The organism is Diaphorobacter aerolatus, assembly GCF_014489535.1.
Lineage (GTDB): Bacteria > Pseudomonadota > Gammaproteobacteria > Burkholderiales > Burkholderiaceae_C > Diaphorobacter_A > Diaphorobacter_A aerolatus.
The window spans coordinates 2,250,546-2,266,943 of record NZ_CP060783.1; the positions used below are offsets into that span (position 1 = coordinate 2,250,546).

The following is a 16,398-nucleotide window of genomic DNA, read 5'->3' on the forward strand; positions in this document are numbered from 1 at the left end:
GAACCATGATGCTACAGAGGTCACAACGAGCCCGGTCAGCAGCGCCCATTGCCAGAGCACGATGACGAGTGCTAGGTACGCAAGGACAGGCATCCAGCGACAACGTCGCACCTGAACCGTGCCTGAACCGCCCCGGGATTCGTGGAGGCTGTTTGGTTTAAGTCAGGCCGCCATCGTGGTGGCCTGACAGGCGAGTTGCCGCCAGTAGTTTGCCTCAGCTTCTGCAGGCGGGATGTACCCGATGGGCTCCAGCAGACGGTGGTGGTTGAACCAGGCCACCCATTCAAGCGTCGCCAATTCAACGGACTCCTTGGTTTTCCACGGTGCCCGGCGGTGAATCAGCTCAGCCTTGTACAGGCCATTGATCGTCTCGGCCAGGGCGTTGTCATAGGAGTCGCCCTTGCTGCCCACAGACGGCTCAATACCCGCTTCTGCCAGCCGCTCGGTGTACCGAATGCTCACGTACTGAGAGCCGCGATCCGAGTGACATACCAGACTCCCATCGCGTTCAGGCTGCCGGGCATACAGGGCCTGCTCCAGTGCATCGAGCACGAAGTCCGTTCGCATCGAACTGCTCACACGCCAGCCCACGATGCGACGAGCAAACACGTCGATGACGAAGGCCACATAGAGCCATCCCTGCCAGGTCGACACGTATGTGAAGTCCGAGACCCATAGTTGATTCGGGCGCTCGGCACGAAACTGCCGGTTGACGAGGTCCAGCGGGCAAGCAGCCTTGGCGTCACTGATAGTGGTGCGCACGACCTTGCCGCGCATTACGCCACGCAGTCCCATGCGGCGCATCAGGCGCTCGACCGTACATCTCGCCACGACCGTGCCCTCGCGTGCCAACTGCCGCCAGACCTTGTCGGCGCCGTAGACCTGCATGTTGGCCTGCCAGACGCGCTGTATCTCCGGCACGAGGACATCATCGCGGCGCGCTCTGGCGCAGCGTTTGTGCGGCTCGCGCAGCAGCGCCGCGTGTCTTCGATACCCCGACGGGGCGATCTGCAATACCTTGCAGACCGGCTCGACCCCGAAAGTGTTGCGGTGCTTGTCGATGAAGTCCCTCAGGACTTGAGTCGGCGGTCGAGCTCCGCCTGGGCGAAAAACGCGCTGGCCAGCTTCAGAATCTCGTTGGCCCGGCGCAGTTCCTTGACCTCGCGCTCCAGGTCCTTCACACGCTGTGCCTCGCTGGTAGTGACGCCTTCGCGCACACCCTTATCGACTTCGACACGCTTTACCCATTCATGCAGCGTCTGCGGCACGCAGCCAATCTTGGGGGCGATAGATTCAATGGCTGCCCACAGCGATGGGTACTCCCCCCGGTGCTCCTGCACCATCCTCACAGCCCGCTCACGGACTTCGGGCGAGAACTTGTTCGACTTCTTCATAGCTCAATCCTCTCAGAGAAAAGAGCCTCCTCAAAAGCCGGGGCGGTTCAGGTGGTTTCCCTGCTCATGATTGGTTTGCGTTTCTAAGGTTGCCGGTGATGCGTAACTTGGAGAGGATACGCTGAGCGAGATTTTCAGCCCCAAACCCTCATCAATCCGGTCACTCGCGAATTCCCATTGTTTGCGACCTGAAGTCGCCTGGATCTCCACCATCGCGTCATTGCTGATCACACAGGAATGGTGCGATGGTCGCTTCAACCCGGCTGCGCGTCGCGCATCGCGGCGTGCCTCTGCTTCTCGTGACGGTCCTCCTGATGGGCCTGTCGCCGATAGCCCGCGCCGAGAACCCGGCGCAACGGCAAGAACTTGCCACCGCGCTGCGTCAACTTGATGCGCTGGAGCGCACCGTCGCGTACAGCGCCGCCCATACCCCCGTCGCTCCGGGCGAGCGCTACCACTTCGACTACCCACGGATTCTGGCCGACCTGGCGCGCATGCGCGCCGGCATCCAAGCCTACCTTACGCCATCGCGCGCCCAGCCGCGCGCCCCCTCCGAACTGGCAGGTGACTACCGCACCGAGCGGGCCACGCCTGCATCGCAGACACCCGCGCCGGAGGGCCAGCCATGAATGGCGCCCAGCTTTCGGCTTTCCAGGCCAACAGCGGCATCGCGCCTGCCGCGATGGCAACCGTGCTGGTCGGCGCCGTCTTCGCCGTGTTGCTGGTGTGGGGCGTGTGGGCTATCCGAACGGCCTACGTAGGGTGGTCGGAAAGCCGCCTCAACCAACGCCAGTTCCTGGGCGTGTGCATCCGCTTCGTCGCGATGTACGTCGTACTGACTTTCTTCCTCCTCTCCTGAAAGGACTGACCATGCAAAGCCGCATCCTCACCTCCCGTCTCGCCCAGCGCGCTGCCGTGGCCCTCGCCGGCGCGCTGCCCGCGCTGTCGTTCGCACATGGACTGCCGCAACTGGAGAACCCCACGCGGGGCACCGGCAGCGGCATCATGCAAACCATCCGCAATTACGGCTACGACATCATCATGCTCGTGGCCTTGCTGGTGGTGGCCTCGATGTTCATTGGCGTGTGCTACCACGCCTACGGAACCTACGCGGAAATCCACACTGGCCGCAAGACCTGGGGCCAGTTCGGACTCACCGTCGCCATCGGTGCCGTCCTGCTCGTGATCGGCATCTGGCTGCTCACCGAAGCCACCGGCATCCTGTAAGCGGGTGCAGGCCATGTCCGAGCACCAGCACATCCGTGCTGACGGAACACTCACGTTCCTTCCGCACCGGCTCAACCGCCACCCGGTGGTCGTGCGCGGCCTCACGGCGGACGAGCTGTGGGTCTGCTGCGGCCTGTCCGGCGCCGCCGGCCTGCTGATCGGCGCGCCTCTGTCCTGGGTGTTCCGTACGATCGCGCTGGCGCCCACCTTCGTCGTCCTGGGCGTGGCCCTGGGCGTCTTTGTGGGCGGCGGCATCCTGCGTCGGCTCAAGCGCGGCCGGCCCGATACCTGGCTGTACCGACAGTTGCAGTGGCGCATCGCCACGCGGCATCCGCTGGTGGCCGGTTGGGTGGGCGGCCATGTACTGATCTCGCGCTCGGGCTTCTGGTCCACCCGCAGATTCCTGCAAAGGAGCGCGCGATGAGTCGTTTCAAGAACGAGGTCACCCACCTGCAGGCGCACATCAAGACGCTGCGCCTGGGCGTTGGCGCGCTGATCGTCGTCGCACTGGTGATGGGCGGCGGCTGGTGGAGCGCACCGCGCGACCTGACCATCCATGTGCCGCCAGACCTGCGCTCGGGAAGCACCCGCAAGTGGTGGGAGGTGCCGCCCGAGTCGGTGTATGCCTTCACGTTCTATGTGTTCCAGCAGCTCAACCGCTGGCCGACCAATGGCGAGGAAGACTACCCGCGCAACCTGCATGCACTGTCTCCGTACCTCACGCCCGCATGCCATGCATTCCTGCGCGCCGACTACGACTACCGGCGCAGCACCGGCGAGCTGCGGCAGCGCGTGCGCGGCATCTACGAAATCCCCGGCCGCGGCTACGGCGAAGACCCCACTGCGCGCGTGCGCGTGGTCTCCGACCGCGACTGGGTGGTGACGCTGGACATCAGCGCCGACGAGTACCACGGCGCTGAACAGGTCAAGCGCGCCCTGGTCCGCTACCCCATCAAGGTGACGCGGGTAGATATCGATCCAGCGCGCAACCCGTTCGGCCTGGCCCTCGACTGCTACGACGGCACGCCGCAGCGCATCAGCGCGCCGGAGCCGACGCGCTCGGCGCCCACCCAAGGCGGCCTGGCGCCGCCGCCTCAAGGAGAAACCCCATGAAGTACCCCGTACTTGCCTGGCTGGGGCTGCTGGCCGTGGCCACGGCCCCATTGCCCAGGCCGTGGAGATCCTGCGCTGGGAACGCATGCCGCTGGCCGTGCCCTTGCGGGTGGGTCAGGAGCGTATCGTGTTCATCGACAGGAACGTGCGCGTGGGCGTACCGGCGGGTGTTGGCGAGCGGCTGCGCGTGCAAAGCGCAGGCGGTGCGGTGTACCTGCGTGCGAACGAGCCGATCGAGCCCACGCGGTTGCAACTGCAGGACGCTGACACGGGCGTCTTGATCCTGCTGGACATAGCCGCCGAGCCGGCCAAGGACGGCGAGCCGGCGCTGGAGCCGGTGCGCATCGTCGAAAGCAGTACCACCCCTGCGCGTTACGGCGACCAGCGGGCCGATGCCGACGAGGCCTCGGCACTCGCCAAGGGCCAGGCGGCCGCGCGATCAACCCATCGCGAAACGCCAATCCCCGTGGTGCTGACGCGCTTCGCCGCGCAGAACCTGTACGCGCCACTGCGCACCGTCGAACCGCTGCCAGGCGTCATGCGGGTCAACCTGCGCCGCGACCTGGAAGTCGGCACGCTGCTGTCGACGCTGCCGGTACGCGCCACCGCGCTCGCCTCCTGGCGCCTGGAAGACCAGTGGGTGACGGCCGTGCGCCTCAGCAATTACGGCGCGGGATGGATCACGCTCGACCCGCGGGTGCTGCAAGGCGACTTTTTGACGGCAACCTTCCAACATGAGGTGCTCGGCCCGCGCGGCACACCCGAGGACACCACCGCTCTGTACCTGGTGACGCGCGGCCGTGGCCTCGCACCATCGCTGCTGCCGGCCATTCACCGCTTCGACCCGGCTGCGCACCTGCGGCAACCCGAGGTCAGCGACGACAAGGAGGCCCATCATGCGCAGTAACGGCCTGCTCAAGTGGCTGATGATCCCGGTGGCCCTCCTGGTGCTGTTCGTCGGCATCCGGCTGTTCTCGGGAAGCGGTACCCCGGCACCGTCCCAAGCCGAAAGCGGTAGCCAGCTCACGTCCGAGGAGATGAAGGCGCTGGGCATCGAGGGCGATACCCCGCGCGACACGGTGGCGACGCTCGTGGCGCAGGTGAAGCAACTGCGCACCGAGCTTCAGGCTGCACTCTCTGACAACAAGGCCCAGCGCTCCGAGAACCAGCGCCTGCGCCAGCGCGAGAACTCGATCGACCAGCGCATCAGTTCCGCGCTGGAGTCCGAACGCTCCGACCTGCGGCGCGACCAGCAACAGGCTACCAGCGAACGCCAGCAGACCGAGGGATTGCTCGCGGACCTCCAACGTCGGCTCGACAGCATCGGCGGACGCGGCGGCGGCCACGCCGATCTGCCGGTGGCCTGGGACTGCGCGACGGCGATGAGGCCGGGATGGAAGATGGTGTGCGGTGGGTGGAACCTCAGGATGCGAAGCAGACCGATGGCCGTAGCAACACGAGCGGCAAGGCCAGCGGCGGCATGAGCTTCCCGACGAGCTTCGGCCCGGCGCAGCGCACGCTGGAAACCACTGCGGAAACCGTGGCGAATGCGGGCGCCCGCGCCGCCGGGGTCAAAAGTGCCAGGCCCGTCTATACGGTGCCGACGAATTCAACCCTCATGGGGTCGGTGGCGATGACCGCGCTGATTGGCCGCGTGCCGATCGACGGCACGGTGAACGATCCCTATCCGTTCAAGGTACTCGTCGGCCCCGACAACCTGACGGCCAACGGCATCGACATCCCCGACGTCGCGGGTGCCGTGTTCAGCGGCACGGCCTCTGGTGACTGGACGCTCTCGTGCGTGCGTGGTCAGGTGCGCAGCATCACCTTCGTCTTTCACGACGGGACCATCCGCACGATCCCGAGGACCGCGAAGGCAACCAGCAGAACAACCAGCAGCGCGACGGCCTTGGCTGGATCAGCGATCCGCATGGCATTCCTTGCGTCAGCGGGGAACGGCGCAGCAACGCCCAGCAGTACCTCGGCTCGCAGGCCCTGATCACCGCGGCGGGCGCGGCGTGGCCTCGCTCATCGAATCCGACAGCGGCAGGGCCTCCTATGTCGGCGCCGATGGCTCGATTGGCAGCGTCGGCATCAGCGGACAGGAAGCGGTCGGCCGGATTCTCGCGGGCGGGGTCCAGGAGATGTCGAGCTGGGTCAACAAGCTGTATGGCCAGGCCTTTGCCGCCGTCTATGTGCAGCCCGGCGCCAAGGTCGCCGTCCACCTCGAAAAACCCCTTGCCATCGACTTCGACCCCGAAGGCCGCCGCGTCGATCACCGTGCAGGAGAAGCCCATGCGCTCGAACTTGATTAACTTGGCCAAGGGCCTCGCACTGGCCGTTGCCGTGGCCGCACTCAGCGCCTGCGCCACCAGCAAGGAGGAACTGCTGACCCACGGCGACCGCACGATGATGGACATCTGGCAGCAGGAAACCGGCGACGGCTCGGGTGGCGGTGCAGGCCAGGTCGCGCGCCGCCAACTGCTCGATGCACGCCAGAGCCTGCGCCGGCCGTTGACCGACGCGGATGTGCTGGCCGCGCCCGCCGAACAGATGCGCTACACGCGCACGGCCCGCAATGAGATCTATCGCCAGTTCCAGCGACTGCCCAATCCTGACCTTGTGATGTACGTGTACCCACACCTGGCCGGCACGGACCCTGTCCCTGTGCCGGGCTACACGACGGTCTTCCCGCTGTACCAGCGCATCCAGTACGCCATGCCGGGCGAGCGCGTGGAGGACTACTGATGCGGTGGAAATTTTCCTGGCCGAAGCTGGCCGTCGCCGCACCGGGCGAATCCGAAGGCAACGACCAGCCGGACCACTGGCAGCGCCACGTCGAGACCCTGCGCCAGGCCAGCATCCCCGAACCCGGCGCGGCGGTCCAGGGCCGCAGGCCGGCGACCGTGGCCGACGAACAGGCGCTGTACGACGTGGCGCCGTCGTTCGTGGAACTGCTGCCCTGGGTGGAGTTCCTGCCCAAGTCGAAGTCCATGCTGCTGGAGGATGGACAGTCCGTGGCCGCGTTCTTCGAGCTGGTGCCTCTGGGCACCGAAGGTCGGGAACCCGGATGGCTCGCGCATGCCCGTGACGCCTTGGAGAACGCGCTGCAGGACAGCTTCGATGAGTTGGACGAGAACCCCTGGGTGCTGCAGCTCTACGCCCAGGACGAGCCCAGCTTCGACCAGTACATGCAGACCTTGCGCAACTACGTGCAACCGCGCGCCCGCGGCACGGATTTCACGGAGTTCTACCTGCGTTTCTTCGGCCACCACCTGCGCGCAGTGGCCAAGCCCGGCGGGCTGTTCGAGGACACGGTGGTCACGCGACTGCGCTGGCGCGGCCAGACACGGCGAGTTCGGATGGTGGTCTATCGCCGCTCCACCGGGCAAGCCACACGCCGCGGGCAAACGCCCGAGCAATTGCTGGGCATCGTCTGCGACCGCCTGTGCGGCGGGCTCGCCAACGCCGGCATCCAGGCCCGGCGCCTGGGTGCGGCAGATGTTCACGACTGGCTCTTGCGCTGGTTCAACCCCAATCCCGCGCTGCTCGGCCCGGGGGCGAGGACCGGGAGCGCTTCTATGCGCTCGCGCGTTACCCCGAGGAGAGCGAGGACGGCGAGATCGAACTGGCAAGCGGGCGGGATTTCAGCCAGCGGCTGTTCTTCGGACCGCCGCGCTCCGATGTCGCGCAAGGGACCTGGTATTTCGACGGAATGCCGCACCGCGTCCTGATCACCGACCGACTGCGCATGCCACCCGGCACCGGGCATCTGACGGGCGAGACCCGCAAGGGCGATGCGATCAACACGCTGTTCGACCAGATGCCAGAGGACACGTTGATGTGCCTGACGATGGTCGCCACGCCCCAGGACGTCCTCGAATCGGATTTGAACCACCTGGCGAGAAAGGCCGTGGGCGAAACCCTGGCGTCCGAGCAGACGCTCAAGGACGTGCACGAGGCCCGCTCGCTGATCGGCAGCGCGCACAAGCTCTACCGCGGCACCCTGGCGTTCTACCTGCGCGGACGCGACGAGGCCGAGCTGGACCGACGCGGCCTGGATCTGGCGAACGTGATGCTCAACGCCGGTTTGCAGCCGGTGCGTGAGGACGACGAAGTGGCGCCGCTGAACAGCTATCTGCGCTGGCTGCCATGCTGCTACAACCCCAGCCAGGATCGCAAGAAGTGGTACACGCAACTGATGTTCGCGCAGCACGCGGCGAATCTCTCACCGGTGTGGGGGCGCAGCCAGGGCACCGGGCATCCCGGCGTCACGATGTTCAACCGTGGGGGCGGCCCGATCACCTTCGATCCGCTCAACCGGCTGGACCGGCAGATGAACGCCCACCTGTTCCTGTTCGGTCCGACGGGCTCGGGCAAGTCCGCGACGCTCAACAACCTGCTGAACCAGGTCACGGCGGTCTACCGGCCGCGCCTGTTCATCGTGGAGGCTGGCAACAGCTTCGGGTTGTTCGCCGAATTCGCGCGCAAGCTCGGCCTGACGGTCCACCGCGTCAAGTTGGCGCCGGGCGTGGGTGTGAGCCTGGCGCCCTTTGCCGACGCGCGCCGGCTCATCGAGACCCCGAGCGCCGTGCAGACGCTCGATGCCGATGCGCTGGACGAGGATCAGCCACCGGACGCCACGGCGACCGAGGTGGACGAGCAGCGTGACGTGCTCGGCGAGTTGGAGATCACGGCGCGCCTGATGATCACCGGCGGCGAGGACAAGGAAGAAGCCCGGATGACGCGGGCGGACCGTTCGCTGATCCGCCAATGCATCCTTGATGCGGCCGAGCGCTGCCACGGCGAGAAGCGCACCGTGCTCACGCGCGACGTGCGCGACGCGCTGCGCGAACGGGCCAGCGACACCACGCTCCCCGAGATGCGGCGCGTGCGCCTGCTGGAAATGGCGGACGCCATGGACATGTTCTGCCAGGGCACCGATGGCGAAATGTTCGACCGGGCCGGCACCCCTTGGCCCGAGGCCGACATCACGCTGGTTGATCTCGCGACGTATGCCCGTGAGGGCTACAACGCACAGCTTTCCATCGCCTACATCAGCCTCATCAGCACGGTCAACAACATCGCCGAGCGCGACCAGTACCTCGGGCGGCCGATCATCAACGTCACCGATGAAGGGCACATCATCACGAAGAATCCACTGCTCGCACCCTACGTGGTGAAGATCACGAAGATGTGGCGCAAGCTGGGTGCGTGGTTCTGGCTCGCGACGCAGAACATCGACGATCTGCCGCGGGCCGCGGAGCCGATGCTCAACATGATCGAGTGGTGGATCTGCCTGTCGATGCCCCGGACGAGGTGGAGAAGATCGCGCGTTTCCGCGAACTCTCGCCCGCACAGAAAGCGCTGATGCTGTCGGCGCGCAAAGAGGCGGGGAAATTCACCGAGGGTGTGATCCTGTCCAAGAGCATGGAAGTGCTGTTCCGAGCCGTTCCGCCGAGTCTGTATCTCGCGCTCGCACAAACCGAACCCGAGGAGAAAGCCGAGCGCTACCAGATCATGCAGCAGTACGGGATCAGCGAGTTGGAGGCCGCCTTCAAAGTGGCCGAGAAGATCGACCAGGCGCGCGGCATCGAGTCGCCGGCTCTGAACTTGCCACAGTGATCACAGGAGAGTGCCATGGCTCCAAAACGTCCCTCCATTCCAATCCAGGTGCAAGCTTTCCGCCGTCGCCCGCGCCGGTGGCCTCGCTGGCACTGGGCCGTGGCTGCTGGGCTGGTCGGGGTGCCGTTGATCTGGTTCATGTTCAGGTCGCCAGGCGAGCCTGCGCCGCAACCGGCCGCCCCGGTCAGCGCCGCGAGTATCGAGCAGTTGACCGGGCCTCTTTGGCGCTTAGGCAGTCCCGAGGCGCGTTTCAGCATCATCTTCTATGCCGATCTGGAGTGCCCGTACTGCAAGAGCTACTCACCGCAGCTGCGGCAGTGGATCGATACACACCAGGACGTGAGCCTGCAGTGGCATCACCTGCCGCTGTCCATCCACGAGCCCGCCGCAAGCCAGGAGGCACGCCTGGTCGAATGCGCCGGCCAGGCGGGAGGACACGAGGCGTTCTGGGCGGCGGTCCAATGGGTCTATGCCCACACGCGCAGCGACGGCCAGGGCGTGCCGAACCTGGAGGCATTTCCCGGCATGTCCAAGGCTCTGAAGACGTGCATGAGCGGCGAAGAGTCCGCGCGCATCGTGCAGGCACAGGCTGGCGAAGCCACCGCGTCGGGCATCACGGCGACGCCTTCGCTGCGGCTGGTCGACCGCACGAGCGGCAGGAGCCTCGTGCTGCCTGGCCCAGTGCCCGGCGATTCACTGCTGTCGGCGATCGACATGCTCGCCACCAATGACCCGGCCGAAGCCAAGGCCACGGTCTCCCCTGACACGCCCGCCAGCGCAGAGGACGACACGCCGCGATAGCCAACCTGTCGAAAGTCTATCCAGGATGGTTACCTGCGGCAGGTGCAGCGTCGGCGATGTTCACTCTGCAATCTGCCTGCGGGCTTCGCGCACGCCCATCTGAAGCACTTCGCGCACGCGCACGAGTTGCGCCTCGCGGGGCGTGACCTGGCCGGTTTCCCATTTGTAGACGCTCAGTGGCGACACACCGAGCAGCCGGGCCATCTCTTTCTGGGTCATGTGAAACGCCTGCCGCTTGGCGACCAGCGCCTCATGGCTGAAGACGAATGCGCGGCCTCTTCGTTTGGCAGGCGCCTGCGCCCCGTAGACGAATCCGCGGACGGCTCCCGGGGCTGCTGGCGCTCAGCCGTTGCCAGGGCTTTTTCCAATGCCTTGGCCAGGCTGCGCACCTGCCCTGCCAGATCTTTGACGTCGCGCTTGAGTGTCGCGATCTCTGAGCGCTGGCTCGTTGCCGTCTTGCGCAGGGAGGCCATCTCCTCCTTGTTCTCTTTGCGTGCAATGCGCGCAACTTCCGACCGGAACGATTCAGAAAACGCAGTCATGGTTTATGGCCCGTCGCTGTTGGACTTGTTGTGGATCACTCAGAAAATCCAACGCCGCCGAGCCTTGCGAACGACGGCGCCTTCCCGGAAAGGCGAGCCGGCTTACTTGCCGGCCTTCTCGGCCTTGCGCTTGGCGGCCTTGGGATCGACCACGGCTTTGAACTTGGCGCCCGCAACGAACTTCGGCACGGTCGCGGCCGGGATCTTCAGGGCTGCGCCGGTGGCGGGGTTCTTGCCCATGCGCGCGGCACGCTTGGCCGCCTTGAAGGTGCCGAAGCCCACGAGTTGAACGGCATCGCCTTTCTTCACGGCCGTCTGGACGGTGTCGATCAAGGTGTCGAGGACGGCGTTGGCGGCAGCTTTGGACAGGTCGTTCTTGGCAGCGAGGATTTCAACGAGTTGGGTGCGATTCATAGGGACGGGTATGGGTGAAGGTTGCGATCCATGGTTTATAGCCGATACCCAGTTGGGTCGATCCAAACCAACTTACATCAGATTCCTGGCGACGAGCCATCGCGTCACCAGGAAATAGGGGCGCGCCACGCTGCGCATTGTTCGTGGCCTGCGACGGCGCTTTGGTTTGGACTATCGGGGTCCTCCCTCTTCTTTGGCGCCACCTCATGTTCCATCCCACGCCCTCCCATCCACGCTTGTGCCGGTTTGCATGGGCTCTCATGGCAGTCCTCGTGTGCTCGGGTACTTCCTCGGCCCAAGAAGTCTGGGTCATCACCGAGTCCGGACAACCGCTGCACGGCGCGCACTCTCCCACGCGCGTGATCGAACTGGATGCTGCGCAACGCATCGAGGCGGAACTCACAACAGGCTTGCCCAGCGATCCACGGCAGGCCGAACCGATCGTGCGGCGACGCCTCAAGGAAGGCGGGCCGGCATTGCAACACCGCATGCAGACCGCCTACCAAGGCATCACCGATGCCTGGAGCTTGGGCATCACAACGCTTCCGGCGGTCGTGGTGGACCAACGCTACGTGGTCTATGGCGAGGCCAACCTGGACCAGGCGCTGGCTCGCATCGCCCGATATCGCAAGGAGCGGCCGTGATCCCCCGCCCATTCGACCTGCTGCGCCGCCTGCGCGTCGCCGTGGCCTCGCTGCTGCTGGTCAGCGCCACCGGCAGCCACGCCTTGAACACGGCCACCATCGTCTCATCGGTCCTGTCGCCGGACTGCCTGGAATACCGCGTGGTGGGGATCTGCTACTGGCTCTACTGCACCTGGACCGGCTGCACGGTGCGCACGTCCGTCAAGGTGCGCCACTACGTGCCCGATGCGGTCGTCTCCAGCTACAGCAACACCGGCGAGAACCCTGGGTCGAAGTCCGCGCCATGAGCGCGCCCAACCCCTCGGCCCAGGCCGGCGGCGACGGCACCACCAACGAAGATCACGAGAACAACCTCGCGAAATTTAAGAACGCTGACGTCATCGGCCATCCCGGCGTCGAGGTGTTCAACCAGTTCGCCTCGTCCTCGGGCTACTTCTGCCAGGGCGCCGGGACGGCGTTCATGCCATATCTGCTCAGTACCTTGGACACCTTGGCCTGGCGCTACAACGTGCCCGAGATGGCCTATCCGGAAGCGCTGATCCCGGGCATGCGCGAGGTCGGCGCGCGCTCGACGATGAACCTCTGGGGCAATGTCTATCCGCGCGGCGGCTTCCTGCACCAGACCGACGACCACAAGGCCGGCGCCGTGGTGGCCCAGCGGGCCGGCGATGTCGTCACGCGCCGCGGGCAGTTGCACGTCTATCAGCCGCTGCTGGCCAATGCACGCGATGGCTACTGGCCTGCCGGCGCACTGGTCGAGGGCGATGCCTCGACCGGCAAATGGCAGGAACTCGCGCCCGTCCTGTCCTCGTCCTGCACGGTTTTCCCGCACAGCGGTTTCCTAACGCAAGCCCAGCAAAGCGATTACGCCTGGGCGCTGTGGCGGCCCTATGCCTGCTGCGAACGCCGTGGACAGGTGTTCCTTGGCAGCGTCGATTTCAATTGAGGGTATGGCGATGAAGCGTCCTGAACTGACGAACCTCTCCACCAAGGCGTACCGCCTGCTGCGGCCGACAGTACTCGTCGGCGCGCTCGTCCTGGGCTGCGGCCTGGCGTGGGCACAGACGGGATTCCAGACCAGCGGCCCCGTGATCGGCGATGAAGTCATGTACTCGATCGGCGGCGGCAGTGCGGTGTCCATGGGCCGCGCGGCCGGCATGCGTTCGATTGGGGTCGGCGTGGGTTGGAACAGCAACCTGATCTGCGGCGATATGAGCATCACAACGACGCTCAAGAACCAGCTCAACGGCATCACGAATGGCTTTCAGCAGATCATGAGCAACGTGATCCAGAGCGCCACCAGCGCGGTGGCGTCTCTGCCGGCCCTCATCATTCAGCGCGCAGATCCCGGCCTCTACAACCTGCTCACCAATGGCGTGCTGCAGGCGCGCCTGGACTTCGACCGCTCGAAGCTGACGTGCCGCGCCATGGCCGAGAAGATGGCCGACACGGCGGGAGGCCAGCTCGGATGGAGCCAGCTTGCCGAGGGCATGGCGCTGCGCCAGGCGGTGTCGAGCACGGATGCCGTTTCGGCGATCGAGCAAGCGGAGACCAACCGCGGCAACGACGGTGTGCCCTGGGTGGGCGGCAGCAACGCCGGTGGTAGGGGCCAGTCGGCTATCAAGGTGGTCGGTGACGTCACTCGGGCGGGCTACAACTTGGTCAACGGCCGCGGCGTGACCGACACGTCGTCCATCGCCCAGGCCAGTTGCGCGAGCCTGTCCTGCCAGACCTGGACGTCGCCACAGCAGGCGGTCGCATGGGCCACGCGGGTACTGGGGGAGAAGGAGCAACGCACGTGCGATTCCTGCACCAAGACCGAGACGGTGCCCGGCGTCGGGCTGACACCGCTGATCCAGGAGGAGTACGAGACCAAGCTGGAAGCCCTGCAAGAGCTGATTTCCGGGACGCGCCACACGACGTTCGAGAACCTGCGCGGGGCTGGCAGCACGTCGCTTCCCATCACGCGGGGCGTGATCGAAGCCTTGCGCGACGAGCCTGACCAGGACCTGCTGGCGCGGCGCCTCGCGTCCGAGGTGGCGCTTTCGTCGGTGCTGGAAAAAGCCCTGCTGCTCCAGCGGACCCTGCTGACGGGCAAGAAGGAGCCCAACGTGGCGGCCAACCAGTTGGCGGTCGATGCCGTGAACCACGAGAGCGACACGCTCGACCGCGAGATCCGCAACCTGAAGACGGAATTGGAGCTGCGCCGCGAGCTGACGAACAACTCGCCGATGGCGATCATCCAGCGCCACGGCACGCGTGCAGCTGGCTCGCGCGGCATCTACGAGGGCGATCCGGTGCCCGATCGCCTCGATCGATTGCAGAAGGGCAACCCGGGAGGCCGGCCATGAACGCGGCCTGGCTGCGGCCTCGCTGGCTGTTCAGCCGGCGCGTGGCAAAGGCGCTGCTGTGGACGGTGCTGATCGTCGCCTCTGCCGTGGCGGCCAACATCGCCGGCATCTACTTGGTCGGCGGTGTCGCCGGCTGGGAGCGGTGGCTCGCGGCCGCCGCGGGCTACTTCCTGGTGTGGCGGCTTGGCCTGTATGGGGCGACGGCCTACGGTTGGGTCTGGATGCGCCGCCGACTGTTGGCGCGCGAGGACCAAAACGGGGCAGATAGGCAGGCGCGGCGCCGCCTGGTGCGCAGTGAGATCGCGGGCGTTGTCGCTCTCGTGGCGCTGGAAGCCAGCCTTTTGATTCAAGCCGGTTGAGGGGAGGTTCGGGCCATGACGCTTTTCACGACCGACTACCTGGAGTACTACCTGACGCTGGTGTCCTGGATCGTCCACAACGGGATCTGGGCGGTTCTGGTGGCCAGCGGCGTGTTCGCCCTCCCCTTCGTGGCCATCATCATCCAGGAGTGGCTGAAGGCCCGCGCCGAAGGGGCCGACGAAGGCAACAAGGGCGTGCTCTCGGCCGCGCGCATCGAGAACCGGGTGTTCGTCGCCATCGTGGTCGTGATGTTCGCCGGCATCCCGTTCATCGACGTGGATCTCAACACCATCCAGTACGACAACTCGCGCTCGGCCCAGTGCCAGGTCAGCGTGCCGCAGCCCACCGATACCGGCTGGTCGCAGTCCTTTAGCACCATAAACAACCAGAGTGCCAAGGTGCCGGTCTGGTGGGCCTTCATGCACACGCTCTCGCGTGCCGTCACGGGCGCTTCCGTAGCGGCGATCCCCTGCGGCACCGATCTGCGGCAGATGCGCATGGAGATCGACGCCACGCGCATCGACGATCCGGTCCTGGCCCAGGCGGTGGCGGACTTCACACACAACTGCTACGGACCGGCCCGCGCCAAGCTGTTCATGCAGCGCCCCGACCTCGATGAAGCCCAGATGCACGATGTCACCTGGATTGGCTCACGCTTTTTCATAGACACGGCCGGCTACTACGACAGCTATCGCTCCAGCACCCCGCGCGACGACTGGCCCTACGACAGCGACCGCGACGCCGGACTGGCGCAGGTGTCCAGCGGCGGCGGCTATCCGACCTGCCGGCAATGGTGGGCCGATGGCGGCAGCGGCCTGCGGACGCGGCTGCTGGGCCAGGTGGACCCGAACCTGCTCACGCGACTGGCCGGCTGGGCTGGGTTCCTGAGCCGCGCCGAGGTGGACGATTCGGTGATCCGCACGATTGCGTCGCCGCGGCAGCAGAAGCTCAACAGGGGTTCCGTCTATACCGACTACGGCGGCCAGATCGACAAGACCTTGCCGAACATCATCACACGCGCAGCGGGCGACGTCGGCATGACGATGGGTGCGACGGGGGTTTTTCCGGCGATGGATGTGGTGCGCCAGGCCCTGCCCATGGTGCTCGCGTTACTCAAGATGGCCTTGGTGATCTGCATCCCGTTGGTGCTGCTCATTGGGACCTACGACCTGAAGACGGTTGTGACCGTGAGCGTCGTGCAATTCGCTTTGTTCTTCGTGGACTTCTGGTTCCAGTTGGCCCGCTGGATCGACAGTACGATCCTTGATGCGCTCTACGGATGGGGCTGGGGCTGGAACCGGCCGCACAGCAATTTCGATCCGGTGATGGGGCTGAACAATGCCTTCGGCGATATGCTGCTGAACTTCGTCATGGCGACGATGTTCCTGGTCCTTCCCGGATTCTGGCTGGCGAGCCTCGCCTGGGTTGGGATTCGAGCTGGACATGCCATCCAAGGACTTTCAGATGGCAGCAAGAGCGCCGGCCAAGCGGGTGGCAAGGGTGCTGGGGCGCTCACCGGGGGCAAGCTGAAATAGCGTGGACACGGTCAATCGTCTGTGTACAACTCGTGCGAAATGTCGTTGTACAGATTGGGATCGTAGCCCGGCGTTTTCCGCAGTTCGGTGAGGTCAGTGAAAGGCCACTCTTCTTCATCAGAGGGAGTGGTAGCAGCAGCCCATCCCGCCATTGCCAAGCCCAGCAACACGACCGCGAACCAGAACGCCACATAGAACAGCAATCCCAGTACAGCCAGCTTGACCACCCACAGCAGCGCGGCGGCGCCAGCCACCGGCATCCCCTTGGATGCCAGCCAGCTCGACACCCGCCGCTCACCACGCGCATAGGCGCGCCATCCACGGCCAAAGCTGCGGCCGAGGCGTTCTGCGGTACTGATGCGGGTAGTCGTGTTCATGGTCGTCACCTGCTA

The 16,398-nt window shown here is 65.7% G+C and carries 18 protein-coding genes, 3 pseudogenes and 1 other annotated feature; of the genes and pseudogenes, 15 read left to right on the forward strand and 6 right to left on the reverse strand.

The features are described from left to right. Positions 1–162: 162 nt before the first annotated feature. A protein-coding gene (locus H9K75_RS10445; RefSeq protein WP_404826422.1) for an IS3 family transposase occupies positions 163–1,394 on the reverse strand; the annotation gives its coding sequence in 2 pieces (ribosomal slippage) (positions 163–1,103 and positions 1,103–1,394; 1,233 coding nt in all). After that, positions 1,000–1,116 (reverse strand) — a sequence feature (AL1L pseudoknot). (Overlaps the previous gene by 117 nt.) Before the next feature lie 30 nt (positions 1,395–1,424). Beyond that, positions 1,425–1,625 carry a hypothetical protein gene (locus tag H9K75_RS10450; protein WP_187725719.1) on the reverse strand — a complete coding sequence of 67 codons (201 nt, stop codon included), beginning with the start codon at positions 1,623–1,625 and terminating at the stop codon, positions 1,425–1,427. Positions 1,626–1,639: 14 nt separating this feature from the next. On the opposite strand from H9K75_RS10450, the gene H9K75_RS10455 reads away from it, so the two are divergent. From H9K75_RS10455 to H9K75_RS10500, 10 genes and pseudogenes are all read left to right on the forward strand, one after another. Beyond that, on the forward strand, positions 1,640–2,023 hold the full coding sequence (locus H9K75_RS10455; RefSeq protein ID WP_187725720.1) for an integrative conjugative element protein, RAQPRD family: 384 nt from the start codon (positions 1,640–1,642) through the stop codon (positions 2,021–2,023). Then, entirely contained in the window at positions 2,020–2,253 is a 234-nt protein-coding gene (locus H9K75_RS10460) for a TIGR03758 family integrating conjugative element protein (protein ID WP_187725721.1), read from the forward strand. The genes H9K75_RS10455 and H9K75_RS10460 overlap by 4 nt, the downstream gene beginning before the upstream one ends. Before the next feature lie 11 nt (positions 2,254–2,264). Then, the gene (locus H9K75_RS10465; protein ID WP_187725722.1) at positions 2,265–2,621 is read left to right on the forward strand and encodes a TIGR03745 family integrating conjugative element membrane protein; all 357 of its coding nucleotides are present in this window, start codon (positions 2,265–2,267) and stop codon (positions 2,619–2,621) included. Between the two features lie 13 nt (positions 2,622–2,634). Then, positions 2,635–3,045, forward strand: a complete 411-nt coding sequence (locus H9K75_RS10470; RefSeq protein WP_187725723.1) for a TIGR03750 family conjugal transfer protein — start codon at positions 2,635–2,637, stop codon at positions 3,043–3,045. Continuing rightward, positions 3,042–3,734: a PFL_4703 family integrating conjugative element protein gene (locus H9K75_RS10475; RefSeq protein ID WP_187725724.1), complete on the forward strand. Its 693-nt coding sequence runs from the start codon at positions 3,042–3,044 to the stop codon at positions 3,732–3,734. Before H9K75_RS10470 ends, H9K75_RS10475 begins: the two co-directional genes overlap by 4 nt. A gap of 16 nt (positions 3,735–3,750) precedes the next feature. Continuing rightward, on the forward strand, positions 3,751–4,641 hold the full coding sequence (locus H9K75_RS10480; RefSeq protein ID WP_449757732.1) for a TIGR03749 family integrating conjugative element protein: 891 nt from the start codon (positions 3,751–3,753) through the stop codon (positions 4,639–4,641). Continuing rightward, positions 4,631–6,049 (forward strand): annotated as a pseudogene (locus H9K75_RS10485) (TIGR03752 family integrating conjugative element protein). The gene H9K75_RS10480 and the pseudogene H9K75_RS10485 overlap by 11 nt, the downstream one beginning before the upstream one ends. Then, positions 6,030–6,482, forward strand: coding sequence for a TIGR03751 family conjugal transfer lipoprotein (locus tag H9K75_RS10490; RefSeq protein WP_187725725.1), 453 nt, complete (start codon positions 6,030–6,032; stop codon positions 6,480–6,482). Before H9K75_RS10485 ends, H9K75_RS10490 begins: the two are co-directional and overlap by 20 nt. Next, positions 6,482–9,359, forward strand: a pseudogene (locus tag H9K75_RS10495) (conjugative transfer ATPase). Before H9K75_RS10490 ends, H9K75_RS10495 begins: the two are co-directional and overlap by 1 nt. Before the next feature lie 15 nt (positions 9,360–9,374). Next, entirely contained in the window at positions 9,375–10,160 is a 786-nt protein-coding gene (locus tag H9K75_RS10500) for a DsbA family protein (RefSeq protein WP_187725726.1), read from the forward strand. Positions 10,161–10,220: 60 nt separating this feature from the next. Here the strand turns inward: H9K75_RS10500 and H9K75_RS23830 are convergent, their stop codons facing one another. From H9K75_RS23830 to H9K75_RS10510, 3 genes are all read right to left on the reverse strand, one after another. Continuing rightward, positions 10,221–10,379: a helix-turn-helix domain-containing protein gene (locus tag H9K75_RS23830; RefSeq protein ID WP_264294005.1), complete on the reverse strand. Its 159-nt coding sequence runs from the start codon at positions 10,377–10,379 to the stop codon at positions 10,221–10,223. Next, entirely contained in the window at positions 10,376–10,702 is a 327-nt protein-coding gene (locus H9K75_RS10505; RefSeq protein WP_226858638.1) for a hypothetical protein, read from the reverse strand. The genes H9K75_RS23830 and H9K75_RS10505 overlap by 4 nt, the downstream gene beginning before the upstream one ends. A gap of 102 nt (positions 10,703–10,804) precedes the next feature. Further along, on the reverse strand, positions 10,805–11,116 hold the full coding sequence (locus tag H9K75_RS10510) for an HU family DNA-binding protein (RefSeq protein ID WP_187725727.1): 312 nt from the start codon (positions 11,114–11,116) through the stop codon (positions 10,805–10,807). A 260-nt stretch (positions 11,117–11,376) separates the two neighbouring features. On the opposite strand from H9K75_RS10510, the gene H9K75_RS10515 reads away from it, so the two are divergent. The 5 genes and pseudogenes from H9K75_RS10515 (at position 11,377) to H9K75_RS10535 (ending at position 16,006) form a co-directional block, all read left to right on the forward strand. After that, positions 11,377–11,760: a TIGR03757 family integrating conjugative element protein gene (locus H9K75_RS10515; protein ID WP_226858639.1), complete on the forward strand. Its 384-nt coding sequence runs from the start codon at positions 11,377–11,379 to the stop codon at positions 11,758–11,760. Next, positions 11,760–12,706: pseudogene (locus tag H9K75_RS10520) on the forward strand (TIGR03756 family integrating conjugative element protein). The gene H9K75_RS10515 and the pseudogene H9K75_RS10520 overlap by 1 nt, the downstream one beginning before the upstream one ends. A 10-nt stretch (positions 12,707–12,716) precedes the next feature. Then, positions 12,717–14,111, forward strand: coding sequence for an integrating conjugative element protein (locus H9K75_RS10525; RefSeq protein WP_187725729.1), 1,395 nt, complete (start codon positions 12,717–12,719; stop codon positions 14,109–14,111). Next, complete coding sequence (locus H9K75_RS10530; RefSeq protein ID WP_187725730.1) at positions 14,108–14,470, forward strand: hypothetical protein; 363 nt, start codon at positions 14,108–14,110, stop codon at positions 14,468–14,470. Before H9K75_RS10525 ends, H9K75_RS10530 begins: the two co-directional genes overlap by 4 nt. A gap of 15 nt (positions 14,471–14,485) precedes the next feature. Continuing rightward, positions 14,486–16,006, forward strand: a complete 1,521-nt coding sequence (locus H9K75_RS10535) for a conjugal transfer protein TraG N-terminal domain-containing protein (protein ID WP_187725731.1) — start codon at positions 14,486–14,488, stop codon at positions 16,004–16,006. An 11-nt stretch (positions 16,007–16,017) separates the two neighbouring features. On the opposite strand, the gene H9K75_RS10540 is transcribed toward H9K75_RS10535, so the two are convergent. Further along, positions 16,018–16,383: a DUF3742 family protein gene (locus H9K75_RS10540; RefSeq protein ID WP_187725732.1), complete on the reverse strand. Its 366-nt coding sequence runs from the start codon at positions 16,381–16,383 to the stop codon at positions 16,018–16,020. Positions 16,384–16,398 lie beyond the last annotated feature (15 nt).